The organism is Pseudomonas paeninsulae (genome assembly GCF_035621475.1).
In the GTDB taxonomy this organism is placed as follows: Bacteria; Pseudomonadota; Gammaproteobacteria; order Pseudomonadales; family Pseudomonadaceae; genus Aquipseudomonas; species Aquipseudomonas paeninsulae.
On record NZ_CP141799.1, the window covers coordinates 3,190,212 to 3,208,466 of the forward strand.

16 protein-coding genes are annotated in these 18,255 nt (G+C 62.4%); 5 read left to right on the plus strand and 11 right to left on the minus strand.

The genetic code is table 11. The features are described from left to right. Positions 1 to 2 precede the first annotated feature (2 nt). The 7 genes from VCJ09_RS14585 to VCJ09_RS14615 all read right to left on the minus strand — a co-directional run bounded on the left by VCJ09_RS14585 (position 3) and on the right by VCJ09_RS14615 (position 6,031). Positions 3 to 866: an alpha/beta fold hydrolase gene (locus VCJ09_RS14585; RefSeq protein ID WP_079202398.1), complete on the minus strand. Its 864-nt coding sequence runs from the start codon at positions 864 to 866 to the stop codon at positions 3 to 5. After that, a complete protein-coding gene (locus tag VCJ09_RS14590; RefSeq protein ID WP_324730881.1) occupies positions 863 to 1,672 on the minus strand; it encodes an alpha/beta fold hydrolase in 810 nt (269 codons plus the stop codon). Before VCJ09_RS14590 ends, VCJ09_RS14585 begins: the two co-directional genes overlap by 4 nt. Positions 1,673 to 1,819: 147 nt before the next feature. Continuing rightward, positions 1,820 to 2,266 (minus strand): hotdog fold thioesterase, encoded by a 447-nt coding sequence (locus tag VCJ09_RS14595; protein ID WP_324730882.1) that lies wholly within the window; start codon positions 2,264 to 2,266, stop codon positions 1,820 to 1,822. A 112-nt stretch (positions 2,267 to 2,378) separates the two neighbouring features. After that, positions 2,379 to 4,046, minus strand: coding sequence for an AMP-binding protein (locus VCJ09_RS14600; RefSeq protein ID WP_324730883.1), 1,668 nt, complete (start codon positions 4,044 to 4,046; stop codon positions 2,379 to 2,381). Positions 4,047 to 4,161: 115 nt separating this feature from the next. After that, the gene (sixA, locus tag VCJ09_RS14605) at positions 4,162 to 4,626 is read right to left on the minus strand and encodes a phosphohistidine phosphatase SixA (RefSeq protein WP_324730884.1); all 465 of its coding nucleotides are present in this window, start codon (positions 4,624 to 4,626) and stop codon (positions 4,162 to 4,164) included. Positions 4,627 to 4,636: 10 nt separating this feature from the next. Then, on the minus strand, positions 4,637 to 4,984 hold the full coding sequence (locus VCJ09_RS14610; protein WP_079202402.1) for a DUF4389 domain-containing protein: 348 nt from the start codon (positions 4,982 to 4,984) through the stop codon (positions 4,637 to 4,639). 24 nt (positions 4,985 to 5,008) lie between these two features. Beyond that, complete coding sequence (locus VCJ09_RS14615; RefSeq protein ID WP_324730885.1) at positions 5,009 to 6,031, minus strand: NAD(P)H-dependent glycerol-3-phosphate dehydrogenase; 1,023 nt, start codon at positions 6,029 to 6,031, stop codon at positions 5,009 to 5,011. A gap of 161 nt (positions 6,032 to 6,192) precedes the next feature. Between VCJ09_RS14615 and VCJ09_RS14620 the strand changes: the two genes are divergently transcribed. The 5 genes from VCJ09_RS14620 to fabB all read left to right on the plus strand — a co-directional run bounded on the left by VCJ09_RS14620 (position 6,193) and on the right by fabB (position 13,167). Beyond that, complete coding sequence (locus VCJ09_RS14620; protein WP_324734670.1) at positions 6,193 to 8,361, plus strand: TonB-dependent receptor plug domain-containing protein; 2,169 nt, start codon at positions 6,193 to 6,195, stop codon at positions 8,359 to 8,361. A 31-nt stretch (positions 8,362 to 8,392) separates the two neighbouring features. Then, positions 8,393 to 9,286, plus strand: a complete 894-nt coding sequence (locus VCJ09_RS14625; RefSeq protein ID WP_324730886.1) for an ABC transporter substrate-binding protein — start codon at positions 8,393 to 8,395, stop codon at positions 9,284 to 9,286. Continuing rightward, the gene (locus VCJ09_RS14630; RefSeq protein ID WP_324730887.1) at positions 9,283 to 11,211 is read left to right on the plus strand and encodes a response regulator; all 1,929 of its coding nucleotides are present in this window, start codon (positions 9,283 to 9,285) and stop codon (positions 11,209 to 11,211) included. Before VCJ09_RS14625 ends, VCJ09_RS14630 begins: the two co-directional genes overlap by 4 nt. A 207-nt stretch (positions 11,212 to 11,418) precedes the next feature. Beyond that, positions 11,419 to 11,934, plus strand: coding sequence for a 3-hydroxyacyl-[acyl-carrier-protein] dehydratase FabA (fabA, locus tag VCJ09_RS14635; RefSeq protein ID WP_079202407.1), 516 nt, complete (start codon positions 11,419 to 11,421; stop codon positions 11,932 to 11,934). A 12-nt stretch (positions 11,935 to 11,946) separates the two neighbouring features. Then, complete coding sequence (gene fabB / locus VCJ09_RS14640; RefSeq protein ID WP_324730888.1) at positions 11,947 to 13,167, plus strand: beta-ketoacyl-ACP synthase I; 1,221 nt, start codon at positions 11,947 to 11,949, stop codon at positions 13,165 to 13,167. Between the two features lie 114 nt (positions 13,168 to 13,281). On the opposite strand, the gene mddA is transcribed toward fabB, so the two are convergent. The 4 genes from mddA to VCJ09_RS14660 form a co-directional block, all read right to left on the minus strand. Continuing rightward, complete coding sequence (gene mddA / locus VCJ09_RS14645) at positions 13,282 to 14,043, minus strand: methanethiol S-methyltransferase (protein ID WP_324730889.1); 762 nt, start codon at positions 14,041 to 14,043, stop codon at positions 13,282 to 13,284. A 52-nt stretch (positions 14,044 to 14,095) separates the two neighbouring features. Next, the gene (locus VCJ09_RS14650; protein WP_324730890.1) at positions 14,096 to 14,371 is read right to left on the minus strand and encodes a nickel-binding protein; all 276 of its coding nucleotides are present in this window, start codon (positions 14,369 to 14,371) and stop codon (positions 14,096 to 14,098) included. Between the two features lie 116 nt (positions 14,372 to 14,487). Next, positions 14,488 to 17,292: a PAS domain S-box protein gene (locus tag VCJ09_RS14655; protein WP_324730891.1), complete on the minus strand. Its 2,805-nt coding sequence runs from the start codon at positions 17,290 to 17,292 to the stop codon at positions 14,488 to 14,490. A gap of 149 nt (positions 17,293 to 17,441) precedes the next feature. Then, positions 17,442 to 18,155: a response regulator gene (locus tag VCJ09_RS14660; RefSeq protein ID WP_324730892.1), complete on the minus strand. Its 714-nt coding sequence runs from the start codon at positions 18,153 to 18,155 to the stop codon at positions 17,442 to 17,444. Positions 18,156 to 18,255: the final 100 nt, after the last annotated feature.

Genomic DNA, 18,255 nt, shown 5'->3' on the forward strand with positions numbered 1-18,255 from the left:
AGTCAAGACGAGCGTAAGAAAGGATTGAAACAGTCTGCTACGAGTTGCGCGCCAGCTTCGTCATCCAAGTGCAGATGATGCCCGCCGGGCAGATGGGTCAGGTCGATCGGCAAACCGCTCAACAGCTCGGCGAAGTTCGGCTGCGCCACGAACATGCCCTGCTCGGCCAACAGCAGGCTCACCGGGCATTGCAGGGACCGGACAAAGGCCATGGCATGGGCATGGGTCAGGCGCAGCGGCGATGGCAGAGTCAGGCGGCTGTCGGTGCGCCAGGTGTAACCACCCGGTACTGGCATCAGTCCGCGCTGGGCCAGCAACTCGGCGGCTTCGCGGCTGACCGCAGCGGTTCCGCGCATGCGCGCCTGGACCGCACGCTCGAACTCGGCGTAGACCGGCTTGCGCTTGCCGGCCAGGGCCATCTGCGCCTTGAGCGCCTCGGCCAGTTTCTGCGGCGCGGTGTCGGCCTCGCCGGTGTAGGGAATCAAGCCATCGATCAGCGCCAAGCGTTCGACCCGCTCGGGCAGCGCACCGGCCAGCAGAACCGCGACGATGGCGCCCATCGAATGACCGAGCAGGGAAAACCGCTGCCAGCCGAACTGCTCGGCCACCTGCAAGACATCGTGCACGTTGTCCCAGATGCTGTAGCTGGCCCCCAGCGGACGGTGATCGGAATGGCCATGACCGGCGAAATCCAGGGCGACGATGCGCAACCCCTGCAACTTGGGCGCCAGCCGGGCGAAACTCGCGGCATTGTCCAGCCAACCGTGCAAAGCGATCACCGGCTGGCCATCCGCCGGGCCATACAGATGGGCCGCCAGCTCGATATGCGGCAGGCTCAGGCGTACTTCCTCGAACGGCAGCTTCATGCGGACACCTCGACAGGGGGTTGACCGGACCAGCGCTGGAACAGCGAGCGCAACAGCTCGGCAGTGTCCTGCGGCCGCTCCAGGGGGAACATGTGACCGCCCGGCAGGGTCAGGTATTCGCCCTTGGCCATGCGCCGAATCAAGCGTGCGTGATGCGGCAGCACCACCCGGCTGTGCCGACCACGAATCATGGCCAGCGGCACTTGCAGTTGCTGCGGGCGTCCCGGATTGGTGTGCGGCACGCTGCGATAGATACTGATTTCCGTGGCCGGGTCGAAACGCAGGCGCAGACCCTGCCCATTGCCGTGCAGACCATGCTGCAGATAGGCATCCAGGCATTCCGGATCGAAACGGCGAAACAGGCTCTTGGCGGCGAAGTAGCTGCGCGCCTCGACCAGGTCGGCGAACTCTTCGCGCCGCCCCAGGGTGCGTCCAGCCGGAGTGATGCGGTCGATAAAACCGAAGCGCTTGGCCGCGCGGATGACGATGCGGTCGGCCAGGGTCAGCACCGGCGAATCGAGCATCACCACCCCGAGGTACAGCTCAGGCCTGAGCAAGGCCGCGTGGTAATGCAGCACACCGCCAAGCGAATGCCCGACGCCCCACACCGGCTCGCCACGCTGCTCGAGGTGATGCAGCAGCTCGTCGACCAGGTTGCTCCAGTTGTCATTCACCGGGAAGCGCGGGTCGTGACCATGTTGCGGCAGATGCAGTACGTGGTAATCCGGGGCCAGGGCGGCGAACAGCTTGCCGTAGGTGGCCGAGGGGAAACCATTGGCATGGGCGAAGAACACGGGTTGAGTCATGGTGGCAGGCTTAGGCGAAATGATCCGGGGATTGTCCGGCAGCCACGCCGACACAGCAATGACAAAACGGCCAGTGAATGACGGCACTATGGCCAAACGCAAGGGGAGGCCCGCCAGCACGTCCACGCGGGCCAGCGGTTGCCTGATTCAACGTAGCGCCGGGCCGTTCTCGCCCAACGGCACGATGGCCATGGTCAGCCGTGCGATGCAGCTGATTTTGCCATCCTCGCCGCTCAGGCGAATGTCCCAGACATGGGTAGTGCGCCCCAGGTGCACGGCGCGCGCCACCGCAGTGACCCGCCCGTTGCGCAGACCGTGCAGGTGGTTGGCGTTCACCTCCAGGCCGACGCAATAGAACTGGCTGGTATCGATGCACAGGTAACTGGCGGTCGAGCCGAGGGTTTCCGCCAGCACCACCGAGGCGCCGCCGTGCAGCAGGCCATAGGGCTGATGGGTGCGCGAGTCGACCACCATGCTGGCGCTGATGGAGTCGTCGTCGAAAGATTCGAAGCGAATGTCCAACTGCTCACCGATGGTGTTGCTCAAGCTCGCATTGAGCTGTTCGATATCCGGAGTTTGCCGCCACAGGCTCATGGGAAATCCTTTTTTGCAGTTTAAGGAAAGCGATTAGGAGCCTGTCGGACTTTGGCGTCCGCAGTAGGACAAGCCAAAGTCCCAGGGGCCGAGGACACCCGGCCCGAACCCGTCACTCGTGCCACAGCACGGTTTCGCGGCGCTCGACCCAGGCGGTGAAGTGCGGCCCGTAAGTGCCTTCGACCACCGTGCGCTTGATCTTCAGGGTCGGCGTGAGAAAGCCGTTTTCCACCGCCCAGACCTCCTTGACCAATATCAGGCGCTGCAAGCGCTCGTGCTTGTCGAGGCCCAGATTGACCTGTTCGAGCAGGGCCATGAGGCTGCGCTCCAAATCGCTACGGGTACCATTGGCGGCTTCCTGGCGACCAACGTCGGAGAGCACGCACAACGCCATCGGCTGGGCCATGCCATCCCCAATCACACACACCTGCTCGATGCGTGAATGCACGGCCAGGCGATTCTCGATCGGCGCCGGGGCGACATACTTGCCCTTGCTGGTCTTGAAGATTTCCTTGATCCGTCCGGTCAGGCGCAGGCTGCCCGCGCTATCCTGTTCGCCCTTGTCGCCGGTGCGTAGAAAGCCATCATCGGTGATGGTTTCCGCGGTTTTCTGCGGATCCTGGTAATACCCCTGCATGGTCGCACCGCTGCGCACCTGCACCTCGCCATCCTCGGCGATGCGCACCTCGACGCCGGGGCTGTTCTGACCGATCCAACCAGACTTGAATTTGCCCGGCCGGCCGACATGCGAGTAACCACAGTTCTCGGTCATGCCATAGACCTCGAGCACATCCAGGCCCAGGCGCTTGTACCAGTTGAGCAAGGTTTCAGGCACAGGCGCGGCGCCAGACAGGGCATAACGCACCGCGTCCAGGCCAAGACCGGCGAGAACCTTGTTGCCGACCAAGCGCCCGATCAGTGGCAGCCTGAGCAGGAAGTCGAGTCTGGCCGCCGGCATCTTGCTGTACACCCCCATCTGGAACTTGGTCCAGATCCGCGGCACGCCGAAGATCACCGTCGGCCGGGCACGCTTGAGGTCTTCGAGGAAGGTCTCCAGGCTCTCGGCGAAGAATACCGTCTGCCCAGAGTAGATCGACGCCAACTCGACGAACATGCGCTCAGCCACATGACACAGCGGCAGGTAGGAAAGGACTCGATCATCTTCACCGACCCCGAACAACTCGGTGGCATGGCTGGCGGCAAACCCCAGGTTGCTGAAATTGTGCATCACCCCTTTCGGCGTGCCGGTGGTGCCAGAGGTATAAATGAGGGTAGCCAGCTGATTGGCCGCTGGCGTGGGATTGTCCTGAATCGGCGTACAGGCTTGCAGGTCATCCCACAGGTAACTGAACTGCCCCGTGGGGCGCAGCGGCAAGCCGATGCTCGGCAGGTCCTCAGGCACTCCTGGGGCCATGCCCGGCCAGTCGTCCAGTTTGCCGACGAACACCAGCACCGCCTCGGAATGGTTGAGCACCTGACGCACCGATTCGGCAGTCAGATTGGGGTACAGCGGCACCGAGACGTGCCCGGCCATCCAGATCGCCAGGTCGGCGATGATCCAGTGCGCACAGTTCTTGGAAATGATCGCGATACGGCTGCCTTGCGGCAGTTCCCGGCTGCGCAGCCAGTTAGCACTACGCCGTGCCTGCTCGCCGACATCCGCCCAGCTCAACTCCTGCAGCTGACCGCCCGGCAACGGCTGAACCATATAGCGTTTATTCGGGTGTCGAGCTTCACGCTGGTAAAAAACGTCCAGCGGCAAACGGATTGCATCGACCACAGGTCTTCCTCCTTTGTTGTTTTTGTGGAGCCAACCAAGCAATTGCTTGGCTGGACTATATCCACGCACAAAGGCGAGTCGCAAGTGAAGAAATGTTTCGCTGTGTAGTCCAACTTCAGGCGTGTTGCGGGTGCACCAACGCGAGCAAATCCATCAACCCGGCAGCCAGAACTTCGCCCTCCAGCTCGGCCAGGCTGGCGGTGTACATGGGCAACGGCTGCTGACGATGCCCATGCATCAACAAGCCGGCCAGGGCCCCAACCAGCGGTTGGTGGCTCACCAGCAGCACCTCGCCATCGGCGTAGCGATCGAGCTGCCTGAGGACTTCGCGCGGGTCGTTATCCGGCGTCAGCCAGGGCACGGTATGCATGCCGCCGGTGAAACCCAGGGCTTCGCGGACCAGTGCGGCGGTTTGTTGTGCACGCACATAGGGGCTGACCAGGATCGCGCCGAGCGCACGCCCTTCCAGCTGTACCGCCGCCTGGCGAACCTCCAGACGACCGCGAGTCGTCAAGGCGCGCTCGGGATCGCTGCGTGCCTGCGCCTCGGCCTCGCCATGGCGCAGCAACCACAGCCTCATTGGCCAACCCTCACAATTTCGGTTCTTCGTCACGCACCGGGTGCGCGGCCGGCGGCACGCTATGCGGCGCCTGACCTTGTGGGGCTTGCGGGGTCGGCCAATCGGCGAAGGGCCAGGGCTTTTCTTCACTATTGAAGGTGCCGAAGCGGCCGATCTGCGCCAGGTACTGGCTCAGGCTGTCACCAAAACCGAGCAGGCTGGCACTTGGCGCAGCATAAAACAGCCGATACCCCAACTGCAGCAAGACCACGGCGCCGAGTACCAGCTCGGCCAGCTGCCAGACGATGACGAACAGCACCATCCACAGAATCCGCAACAGAATTGACTCGCGCTCCAGCTCTTCAGGCGCTTCGCTCATGAACATCTCCTTGTGCAGTGCGGGTCAGAAACCCGTGGTGGGAATAAAATCGACATCGGTCTTGGGCTCGGCAAGCATCAACTCTTCGATCACCTGCCTCAGCGTGCGGCCCTCAAACACAATGGCATGCAAACCTGCGACCAGTGGCATGTATATCTGCAATTCCTCGGCCTTGTCCTTGAGTACCTTGATGGTGTTGACCCCTTCTGCCACCTCGCCCAATCGGTCCACCGCGTCCTCGAGGCTCAGGCCCTCGCCCAAGGCGAAGCCGACCTGATAGTTACGGCTTTTCTTCGACGAACAGGTGACGATCAAATCGCCGACCCCAGCCAGACCGAGGAAGGTCATCGGGTTGGCACCCAATTGCACGGCAAAGCGGGTCATCTCCGCCAATGCACGCGTGATCAGCATGCTCCGGGTGTTCTCGCCCATGCCCATGGCCGAGGCCATACCGGCGATGATTGCGTAGACATTCTTCAGTGCGCCGCCCAGTTCCACGCCAAAGCGGTCGCCACTGGCATAGACGCGGAAGGTACGGCCATGCAGAGCCTCCTGAACCCGCAGGCACAGCTCTTCATCCTCACTGGCGATCACCGTGGCAGTCAGTGCGTGCTCGGCGACCTCCCTGGCCAGGTTCGGCCCAGACATCACCCCGATACGCGCCTGCGGGGCGATCTCTTCGAGGATTTGACTCATCAGCTTGAAACTCTGTGCTTCGATGCCCTTGGTGGTACTGACCAGCAGCTTGCCACTGAGCTGCTCGGCTACTGGCTGCAGCGCCTGACGCAGGGCGCTGGAGGGCAAGGCAACAAACACCAGCTGGCAAGCACTCAGGGTCGCGAGAAGGTCAGAGAGGGGGACCACACCTGAGTGAATTTTTATCCCTTTGAGATAACGCGGATTTTCGCGCGTAGCGAGGATGGCCTCGACCTGATCCGGGTCGCGCATCCAATGCAACACCTGCTGACCATTCTCTGCCAACAGGTTCGCAATGGCAGTGCCGAAGCTGCCGCCGCCAAGTACGGCTATGGGTTGCTGATCTGTCATAAGGTATCCGTTTTGGGCCATGCACGATGGCAAACTCCTAGCATTATACGGACCAAGGGAGCTGCGGCCAGCTTTTAGCAGGAGCCTAAGCCTTGCGCGGATTGACCGAAATGCACGCAAGTGTGTGCACTCGACTGAAAAAGCCGCACGCCTCGGTTAACATGCCGCACTTTCAACGCGAACAAGGCAGTTGCGTGGCAATCAACACCCGTGTACTCCCCCTCCTGCCTTTGCTGGCACTGTTGGTCACTGGCGAAACCCTTGGCAACGACTTGTTCGGTGGCGACCAGGCCATGCCCGAGGTGCTGACTGCCACGCGCCTCAAGCAAACACCGGCGGCTGTACCTGGCAGCGTCACGGTACTCGACAGCGCCTTGATCAAAGCCAGCGGTGCCCGCGACATTCCGGAATTGCTGCGCCTGGTACCAGGCATGATGGTCGGCTACCGCAACGGCAACCAGGCTACCGCCAACTACCACGGCAGCAACGTCACCGAGGCACGCCGCCTACAGGTGCTTATCGATGGTCGCTCGGTCTATCGCCCCGGTCTGGCGAGCGTCGACTGGACGGATATTCCCGTGGCCATCGAAGACATCGAGCGGATCGAAGTGTTTCGCGGACCAAACACCGTCAGTTATGGCGCCAATGCCTTGATGGGGGTGATCAATATCCTCACCCGCCACCCCCTCGACAGCCGTGGCACGCGGCTGAAAACTGCCCAGGGCCAGCGCGGCATCCATGATTGGTACGCCAGCCACGGCAGCGCCTGGCAGGACGGCGCACTGCGCCTGTCACTGTCCGGCCTGCAAGATGACGGCTTCGATCACGATCAGTTCGGCCGCGATTACCGCGACAGCCGCCGACTCAATCGTTTCAACCTGTCCGCCAGCCAGCAACTCGACAGCCGCCACAGCCTCGACTGGCAACTGGCGGCCAAGGAAGGCAGCAACCAGCGCCCCTATGGCTACACCCCGGTGTTCGGCGACATCGCGCCTGGCGACAAGGGCTCGGACGTCAACGCCCGCGACTACGCCGGCTCGCTGCGCTGGACCCTCGATTTAAGCCCCGAGCATAGCCTCCATCTGCAAGGCTCGGCGCAGCACTGGCAACGCAAACAGGTGTGGCGCGCCTGCGAGGCGGAAGTCGCGTTCAGTCCGGAGCTCGGCCAGTTGTGGGATCTCAATCCTTTTTACGTGGTCAAGTTCGGCGACTATTTGAACCAGCTCAAGAGCGACCCCGGCAATGCCGTGCTGCCAGCGGGAACAACCCAGGAGCAGACGCTGGCCGGCGCGGTGCTGGCCCAACTCGACGGCGGTGCCGCGGCCCCCGTTTGCGGCGACGTCAACCAGAGCATGCGCGAGACCCGCTACGATTTCGAATTGCAGGACACCCTGAGCCTGTCCGACAACCTGCGCCTGCTCAGCGGCCTGGGCTATCGCTACGATCATGCCGACTCAGAGACCTATTTCAACGGTGCATTGAGCAACCACATCTGGCGCCTGTTCGGCCACCTGGAGTGGCAGCTCGGCGCCCACTGGCTGGTGCAGGGCGGCGCCATGCTGGAAGACGACCAGCTTTCAGGCAGCTCGCTGACCCCACGCATTGCCGTCAACTACCTGATCACGCCGCGCCACGGCCTGCGCGCGGTGTACTCCGAAGCCGTGCGCTCGCCGGACATGTACGAGAACAACGTCGACTGGCGCTACCGCGTGCGCAACCTGCAGCCGCAGGCCTTCGGCCAGAGCAGCGCGACCTACTTCGCCCGCTCCCGCGGCCCCGGCGACCTCGACCAGGAAATCATGCGTTCGCGTGAACTGGGCTACAACGGCTCGTTCGCCGATGCTGGCATCACCCTGGATATCAAGCTGTTCTACGACGAAATCCACGGCATGATCAGCGAGCCACTGCGCAACGACCGGTTCTTCCCGAGCAACGACAACCGCATGCGTTTCAGCGGTACCGAGACCCAAATCGACTGGCAACTCAGCCATGCCGACCGCCTGCGCCTGAGCTACGCCTACGTCGACTTCAGCGCCAGCAGTCGCCTCGATCGGCGTCTCACCGCGCGCAACAGTGGCTCCGCTGGCTGGCTGCGCGACTGGGGCCAGGGCTGGTCGAGCGCCCTGTTCTATTACGGCGCCGACCAACTCAATCAATACCGCTTCGAACGATTGGACCTGCGCGTTGCCAAACATATCGCCATTGGCGGCGCCGCCCTGGAACTGGCCGGGGTCTTGCAGCAGCGCCTCGACGATGAGCCGCTGACCTGGCAAGAAAATAACCACGACCAACGACACCTGCTGTATTTCAGCGCGGAGCTAGACTTCTAGGATGGATTATCCCCCCTCACGGATGAGCCCCATGCGATATTCATGGATGCGGCCCTGGCTCCTATTCTGCTGCCTGTTGTGCAGCGTGCCGTTGCGTGCTGCCGATATCATCCTCAGCAGCGCCGAAGACAACCCAGCCATACGCGCATTCAGCGCTGCCCTGGCCGAGCTGCGGCCGCTGGATCGAGTGCAGTTCAAGCCGCTTGCACAACTGCCGAGCCCCGCACAAATCCCCGCCGATACCCGCCTGATCCTGCTCGACCTGCAAGCCCTCGACTGGCGCCTGAGCACTTCCGGCCCACCGACCCTGATGCTGCGCATCAGTCGGCTGCACGCCCAGGAACGCCTCGGCAATCGCCGCCCGGCACATATCAGCCTGCTCTGGAGCGACCCGGCTCCCGCCCGCCAATTGCGCCTGACACGCTTGCTCTTACCGCAGGCGCAACGGATCGGTGTGCTTTACGACGAGCACAGCCAGTTCCTGCTCGACGAACTGCGCCGCGCCGCCACGCCGCTAGGGCTGGAGATCGTTGGCCAAGCCTGGCCGGACAGCCGTGACAATCGGCCCCTGCTGGCCCTGTTGCAACGCAGTGACCTGCTGTTCGGTGTGAACGATGAGGACCTGTTCAATCCACGCACAGCGAAGAACCTGCTGCTTACCAGCTACGCCCAACAGCGCGCCATGATCGGCCCCAACTCCAGTTTCGTGCGCGCCGGCAGCCTAGCGAGTATTTACAGCGACCAGCAAGACTGGCTGAACAGCCTCAATCAACTGCTCGACCAGCCACCGCAGAGCTGGCCGCGCAGCGCCTACCCCGCCTATTTCAAAGTACTCGGCAACCGCCAGGTGGCACGCGCACTGGCCATAGAATTGGCCGATGACGCCAGCCTGGCGCAGCAAGTGGCTGAAGGAGAAAACCGATGAAGCTGGGCCGTGACTGGGACATCCATACCCGCACGCAGTTGATCAGTGTCGGTCCGGCGCTGTTGATGACCCTGCTGCTGACTGGGTTTTTCACCTTAGTGCGCCTACAGGATCTGCGCCAAGAGCTCGACCACACCGGCCAGTTGATTGCCAGTCAACTGGCACCGGCGACCGAATACGGGGTTATCTCCGGCAACCTGGAGGTGCTCAACTCCCTGCTACAGGCCACCTTGAAGACCCCGCACGTGCGCTTTCTCGAAGTGCGTGACCACGCCGACAACATCCTGGTGTATGTCGAACAGCCCAACAGCAATGGCCAGGGCAAGGCACAGGTGGAAATCTTCCATGCGCCCATTCATCTGCAGCGGATCGCGCTGGACAGCGACTTTCTGCAATCCCCGACTGCCGAGCCGGGACAAGCTGACGAGCATAACCTTGGTCGTGTCGTGGTCGGCATGTCGAATGACGCCTTCAACACCCGTCAACAGGAAATCCTTCTTAAAGCCGCGGCCCTGGCGCTGCTTGCCCTGTTCCTGACCTTTATCCTCGCCCGCCGCCTGGCGCGCCGCCTGTCGCAACCCCTGAGCGCCATGGGCGATGCTGTCACGGCGATCCAGGGCGGCGACTACCACACCGCCCTACCCGAACCCGAGGATGGCGAGCTGGGCGCCCTGGCTCGGCACATCAATAACCTGGCCAATGGCCTGAATCGCGCCAGCCTCGAGCAGGAGCAAGCCATGGCGCTGCTAATCAAGGCACGCGAAGAGTCGGAGCAGGCCAACAGTGCCAAATCCGACTTCCTGGCCATGATGAGCCACGAACTGCGCACCCCGATGAATGGTGTACTGGGCATGCTGCAGCTGCTGGAAACCACCGAGATGACCCAGGAACAGGAGGAATATGCGGCGCTGGCTACCGAGTCCACCGAACACCTGCTGAAAGTCATCAACGACATTCTCGACTTCTCGCGCATCGAGCGCGGGGCACTGGAACTGGAATGCATTCCCTTCAACCTGCTGGAACTGGTGCAGGCTTGCGTACAGGTGTTCCAGCACAGTGCCCAGCAACGCGGCCTGGAACTGCAACTGGACACCCAGGGCGGCCTGGAGTCGCTTGAGGTTCAAGGCGACCCGACGCGCATTCGGCAGATCCTGGTCAACCTGATCGGCAATGCGCTGAAGTTCACCGAAGCCGGCAGTATCCGCGTGCAAACCCGCTGGCAAGCGCTGGATGATCAGGTGCTGTGGCTCACCTGTGCGGTGCACGACAGTGGCATAGGCATCTCGGCCGAACGCCTGGAGCATATGTTCGACGCCTTCCAGCAGGCTGATACCTCGATCTCCCGGCGTTACGGCGGTACCGGCCTGGGCTTGCCAATCGCCCGCACCCTGGCCGAACGCATGGGCGGCACCCTACGCGGCGAAAGCCAGGAGCAATGCGGCTCGGTATTCACCCTGGAAATACCCCTACCCTTCTCCCGCCAGCTCCGCCAGATCACCGCCAATGCCCCGGCACAAGAGCACCAGGGACAAGATCGGGAAGTACTCCTGGTCGAGGATAACCCGGTCAACCAGACCGTGATCGAGGCCATGTTGCGCAGCCTCGGGTACCAGGTCTGCCTGGTCGGCGATGGTGCCCAAGCGGTGCACAGTGCAGAGCGCCAGCACTTTGCCGCCATCCTGATGGATTGCCGTCTGCCGATCATGGATGGCTATGAAGCCACCCGACAAATTCGTCGCCTCGCGGGGCAGGCCGATACACCGATCATCGCCCTCACCGCCAATGCCTTGCAGGGCGATCGCGAGACATGCCTGGATGCAGGCATGAATGATTACCTGGCCAAACCCTTCAAGCGCGCCGATCTGCAACGGGTACTGCTACGCTGGCTGCCACCCCGACCTTCGACCAGTGTTCAAGACAACTAAAGTGTTGCAGGCTTGACCTGCATAGGCTTACCAATGCGCCCCTCTGTGGCAAGATGTCGGGTACGGATTACCGCTTACTCAGCGCGCTGTGACTTTCACCACAACGCAACAGTCTATGACTAGGCTACCGGTAGACGCACAATAGTGGCGTGACCGCCCAGGACGATTCACCCAGCCTTGGCGCATGGGAAATATTGAGGAGCTCGCATGACCAAACAAAACGCCTTCACCCGGGAAGACCTGTTGCGCTGCAGCCGCGGCGAACTGTTCGGCCCAGGTAATGCGCAATTGCCCGCCCCGAACATGCTGATGATCGACCGCATCACCCACATCAGCGACACTGGCGGCAAGTATGGCAAGGGCGAGATCGTTGCAGAACTCGATATCACCCCGGACCTGTGGTTCTTCGGTTGTCACTTCGAAGGCGACCCAGTGATGCCAGGCTGCCTTGGCCTCGACGCCATGTGGCAGTTGGTCGGTTTCTTCCTCGGCTGGCAAGGCAACCCAGGCCGCGGTCGTGCGCTCGGCTCGGGCGACGTAAAGTTCTTTGGTCAGATACTACCGACGGCCAAGACAGTGACCTATAACATACAGATCAAACGCACCATTACCCGCTCGCTGATCCTGGCCATCGCCGATGGCACCGTCAGCGTCGATGGCCGTGAGATCTACAGCGCCGAAGGCTTGCGCGTCGGCCTGTTCACTTCTACCGACAGTTTTTAAAGGATTCCCCCCATGCGTCGCGTCGTGATTACTGGCCTGGGCATTGTTTCCTGCCTGGGCAATGACAAAGAAGCCGTCTCCGCTAGCCTTCGCGCTGGCAAGTCGGGCATCCGCTTCAATCCTGAATACGCCGAGAAGGGCCTGCGCAGCCAGGTTTCCGGCTCCGTCGACCTGAATCTGGAAGAGCTGATCGACCGCAAGGTCTACCGCTTCATGGGCGATGCGGCTGCCTTCGCCTACCTGTCCATGCAACAGGCCATCGCCGATGCGGGCCTCAGTGCCGAGCAAGTATCCAACCCGCGGGTCGGCCTGATCGCCGGCTCCGGTGGTGCTTCGACCTTCAACCAGATGGAAGCCATGGACATCCTGCGCGAGAAAGGCGTCAAGCGTGTCGGCCCCTACCGCGTACCGCGGACCATGGGTAGCACCGTTTCCGCCTGCCTGGCCACCCCCTTCAAGATCAAGGGTGTCAACTACTCCATCTCCTCGGCCTGCGCCACTAGCGCCCACTGCATCGGCAACGCCATGGAGCAGATCCAGCTGGGCAAGCAGGACATGGTTTTCGCCGGCGGCGGCGAAGAAGAGCACTGGAGTCAGAGCTTCCTGTTCGACGCCATGGGCGCCCTCTCCACTCAGTACAATGACACCCCGGACAAGGCCTCGCGGGCCTACGACGCCAAGCGTGACGGTTTCGTCATCGCCGGTGGCGGCGGCATGGTGGTGGTCGAAGAGCTGGAGCATGCGCTCAAGCGTGGCGCCAAGATCTATGCGGAAGTCGTCGGTTACGGCGCTACCTCCGATGGCTACGACATGGTTGCCCCGAGCGGCGAAGGCGCTGTGCGCTGCATGCAGCAGGCGCTGGCCACCGTGGATACGCCAATTGACTACCTGAACACCCACGGCACCTCGACCCCGGTCGGCGACGTCGCGGAAAGCCGCGCAGTGCGCGAAGTGTTCGGCGCCAAGGCCCCGCCCATCAGCTCGACCAAGAGCCTGACCGGCCACTCCCTGGGTGCTGCCGGCGTCCAGGAAGCGATCTACTGCATGCTGATGATGGAAGGCAACTTCATCGCCGGCTCGGTCAATATCGACGAAATCGATCCGGAAATCGCCGACCTGCCGATTCAGCGCAGCACCGTCGAGAATGCCAAGATCGACACCGTCATGAGCAACAGCTTCGGCTTCGGTGGCACCAACGCCACCCTGGTACTCAAGCGTTGGACCGGCAAGTAGGCTGGATCGAAAGCTGAGGCCGCCGGATAAGGTGCATGGATGCACCTGATGCAACCGAGTAACAGCAAACGACAAAGGGCGCCCAATCGGGCGCCCTTTGTTTTTGTCTGGCCTTCAGGCCGCTTCTTCAACTTCTTCAATCCGTTTGGCTTTCCTGAAGCGTGGCAGCAGCATGGGCATCTGCTGGCGATAGGCCCGATACTCCGGATGAACCCGGAGCAGATCGCGCGCCTCCAGGAAGATGCCGATCAGGATATAAACGCTGGTCAGTATGGCAAACAGCAGGTGCGCTACCGTCATCTGCGCAGTGCACCAGAAGACGAAGAACCAGCCCAGGTAGAGCGGATGACGCAACAGCTTGTAGGCCGCCGGGGTTTGGAACGGCAACGCGGTGTAAGGCTTGCCCAGCAGCTGCAACCAGACCTGACGCAAACCGAACAGGTCGAAGTGGTTGATCAGGAAGGTGCTGTACAACACCAGCGCCCAACCAAAACCAAAGCCCGCCGCCAGCAGCAACTGGCCACTGCGATTGTCAACCTGCCAGATGACGCCACCCATGGGTTGCCAGAAATAGAACAACGCGATCAACGCCAGGCTGGAGAGCAGTACATAGGTGCTGCGTTCAGCCTCCTGGGGAATCATCCTCGCCCACCACGCTTTGAAGGCCGGGCGGGCCATCACGCCGTGCTGGATGGCAAACACCGCCAACAGCAGTGCATTGATCACCATGGCGTTGCCCAAGGCCATTTCGCCAACCCCATCGATGCTACGGGGCACCAATGGCAAATTGCCTATAAAAGCGATGGCGTACAGGAAGGTGGCGAAAAACACGGCATAACTGCCGACGCCGTAGATAAAGATCGCAAGGCGTTTCATGGTTTAGACCTCTTGGTTACCGTACCGCATGGGCCGGTTCGAGCATGCTGGGTTAAACAGCGGCACAACGGAGATCGAACACACGGCTGACGTCATGGATGCTGTCTGCCGCAAACCCACGGATCTGCCCATGGCGACGGATCAGCGCCGAACTCTTCGCCGGGAAGATACAGAACGGTTTGTCGTCGGCGACATAGGCGTGCAGCCAGTGGATGTCGCCGCCCAGGCACTTGAATGCCTGGTGCGAGTGCCGCGCGACGAGGCTCAGCTCGCGCGGCCCCATCTGCCCGGCATTGGCCATTGGGCGTTCGATTACGTAGCGTTTCATCCGGAGTTCCTGCCTCTGTCTTGCAAAGCTGCAGGGTTATCTGCAGTCGAAGTCAGGTTGCGCCGCGTGTGTATCAGGATCACGGCGTACAACACACAGTTTGTATGCGCTTGGTTTCAGTCGGTTTCACTACGCAGATGGGCGCACAACAGGCCATGCAGGCGGGCCTGATCCAGCGGCTTGGTCAGCAGCGCCTTGAGCCCTTGTTCCAGCACTTCAGCCTCGACCAGCGCATCGCTGAAACCGGTGTAGAGCACGATCGGCAGATCGGCACGCGCCGCGAGCAAACGGCGGGCCAGTTGCAGCCCGCTAAGCCGGGGCATGCTCTGGTCGAGGATGATGAAATCCCAGGCATAGGGATCGGTCAGCAGCAGTTCGCTGGCCTGCTCGGCATCGCAGAATAACCGTGCCGACAAACCCCAGCCCTCAAGCAGCTCGCCCATGAACTCGACCACCAGTGCATCATCATCGACCACCGCGACCCGGCCCTGTAGCGCACTCCAGCGCAGCGCCTGGGGCCTAATGGCAGCGCCCTGGAAGGCAGGGCTCAACACCTGGCCGAGCACGGGGATCAGGATACGGAAGGTTGCTCCTGCACATGGTGCACTCTGCAACAGAATATGCCCGCCGTACTCATGCACGATACCGTGCACCATCGACAGGCCCATGCCGCTGCCCTGCCCGTTGGCCTTGGTGGAAAAAAACGGTTCGAACATACGCGCGCGCACCAGCGGATCGATTCCCGGCCCGCTATCGCTCACGGTGAGCGCCACGAAGCGCCCCTGGACACGTTGCTGGCAGGAGGCGCAGACCGCCGCTTCGTGTACCTCCAGCCCCAGGCCGACGGATAGCTGACCGACGCGGTCCATGGCATCGCGCGCATTGATACAGAGGTTCATCAGCACCTGCTCCAGTTGCACCGGATCCACCCGCACCGGCGGCAGATCCTGGGCCATCTGGGTGTCGAGCTCGACGGTGGCGGGCAGCGTCGACTCCACTAACTTGATAAAGTCACTCAGCACCACGTCCAGCGCCACCGTCTGCGGCTTGCCTCGACTGCCGCGGCTGAACGTGAGCATTTGCTGAATCAGGTCGCGAGCCTTCTCCGCTGAACGCTGGACCCGTGCCAGGTACTTGCCGAGCCGCTCGTGCTGCAGCTGTTCGGCCTGTTCCTGGGCCATCACCGTATAACCGAGCATGCTGGTCAGCAGGTTATTGAAGTCGTGGGCGATACCTCCAGTCAGGTGGCCGATGGCTTCCATGCGCTGGGCCTGGCGTAACTGCTGCTCCAGGCGCACCCGCTCCTCCTCGGCCCGCTTGCGATCGGTGATGTCACGCAGGTAACAGATAAACCGCGGCCCTTCACCGCCCTGCACCACCGCCAGCGCCAGTTCAGCGGGAAATTCCTGGCCATTGGCCCGCTGGGCGACCACCTCCATGCGTTTGCCGAGAAAAGTCCCGCTGCCGGTCTCCAGGTAGCGCTCGAAACCCCGTTCATATACCTCGCGAAACCGCTCTGGAATGATCAGGCCGAGTAGCGAACAACCCAGCACCTGGTCGCCGCGCATACCGAAACACTGCTCGGCCGCCGGATTGAAGACCAGCACCCGCCCCCGCTCGTCCATGCCAATGAAGCAGTCCAGCGCCGTATCGGCGATCGCCCGGTGTAGCAATTCGCTGGCGCGCAGGGCCTGTTCGGCCTCCTTGCGCTGGGTGATCTCGCGGGTAAAGGCGAGAATCCGGTCGACCCCGCCGATGGTCGCGCGCTTGAGCAGCACCTCATCCCAGTGCAGGCTGCCGTCGCAGTTGCGCCGGTGCCATTCATAGCGTTGCGGCTCGCCAGCCCGGGCGCTGGCCAGGTAAGCGGCCGCCTCCTGGCCGGTGTAGGGCGCATAGCCGGCGCTGAAGTCAGCGATCTCCAGTTTGAGCATGTCTTCGTAGCTATAGCCGTAGGCCAGGCACGCCTTGGGATTGACGTCGACCAGCGCACCGCTGTGCAGGTCATGGACGAAGATGGCATCTTCCGAGCTGTCGAAGATCGCCCGATAGCTGGCCTCGGCCTCCAGCCGCTCGATCTCGGCGGCGGCGCGCACCGAAAAGATCCGCAACACCGATTCGATCCGACTGCGGTTGTCCATCGGCCCGCAGCGACCAGCGGCGATCAAGCCCAATGGTCGACCATCACTGGAGAACAGCGGATACCCGGCGTAGCTGTCGACGCCAAATGCCAGCAGGCTGTCATCGCTCGGGAAACGCTGCCTTAAGCCGTTGGGAATGAACTGGAAGACCTTGCCGAACACGTCCTGGCACGGCGTTCCCAGCAGCGGGTAGCTGATATTGCGGTGCAACCGGCCGCCGTAGTACAGGGCCAGGGTAGTCAGGCTCTGGCCATCGGCATTGACCCGGCTGACAAAGGCGAAGTCGGCCTCCAGCGAGCGCGTCATATAACGCGCGATCGCCTCGAACACCTCGCTGCTGCTGGCCGCAGACACCCCCAATGCGACATGCCCTAGGGCTTCCTCGAGGTTCTTGCGGGCGCTGATGTCGGTAGAGATACCGCACACCGCAGTCACCCGGCCGGCGGCGTCAAACAGCGGGAACTTGGTCGACAGGTAGGTGTGCGACTCCCCACCCGCCTGCAAGTGCTCCTCGAACTCCAGCGCCTCGCCACACAGGGCCACCCGCTGGTCGTTGGCCCGCAGCACATCGGCCACCGGCGTCGGCAAAAGCTCATGGTCGGTGCGCCCGAGTACCGCTTCGGCCTGTAGCTGTAACAGCTGTTCGAAGGCGCGGTTGACCAACTGCAAGCGGCCGTGCAGATCTTTCACATAGATCACCGCGCTGCTGTTGTCGACGATCTGGCGCAGTTGATGCTCCACCGCACTGCTGCTGGCGGCAGGGGTCGGCATTGGCTGGTTCACGCAGGTATCCTCCCGAAACGGCAGTCAACCCAGAGTATAGAAGCCGCCCCACGGCCTTAGCGCGCCGACAACCCAGGTGAAACAATTGAAACAAACACGCCGATCGGCGTGCCTGAACCCGCAGCGGGTGACTGCAGACGGTCGCGAGTTCAATCGCCCGGCACGAACATATAACCGACACCGCGTAGCGTGCGGATGATCTGCGGTTTGTTCGGGTCCAACTCAAGTTTGCGGCGCAAGCGGGCGATGCGGATGTCGATGGAGCGATCGAATGGATTCCAGTCACGATGCTGGGTCAGGTTGAGCAGCTGATCGCGCGACAGCGGCCGGTTCGGCCGCTGGGCGAAGGCCTGCAGCAGGTCGAACTCCATCGCAGTCAGGGGAATCTCGCTGCCAGCGCCATCGAATAGCTGACGGCGCTCAAGGTCCAGCCGGCAGTTTCCTAGCTGCAGGGTACGAGACCCGTCCTCGGCTGCCGCTGCCGGCGTGGCGCGCCGGTAGCGGCGCAACACGGTTTTCACCCGTGCCAGCAGCTCGCGTGGATCGAAGGGCTTGGCCAGGTAATCGTCGGCGCCCACCTCCAGACCAATGATGCGATCGAGCGCACTGCCGGCCCCGGAAATCATGATCACTGGCAAGTCGTGGTGTTCACGCAGAAAGCGCGCCAGGCTCAGGCCGTCCTCCCCCGGCAGGCCGACATCCAACAGCACTACATCGGGCAGTTGGCGCTCAAGTTCCGCACGCAGTTGCACGCTATCCGCGACAACGTCCACCTGGTAACCGTGGCCACCGAGATAGTCCAGCAGCAACTGACGCACCTCGGCGTCATCGTCCACCACCAGGACCCGGATCGGGTCGGCCATTGCACTGTCCCCGTCTCATCCACACTCAGGGACTATAGCTCGCGGCCACAGCCCACACATGACAAGGCCGCCGAGTGGGCGCCCTTGTCATTGCAGCTGG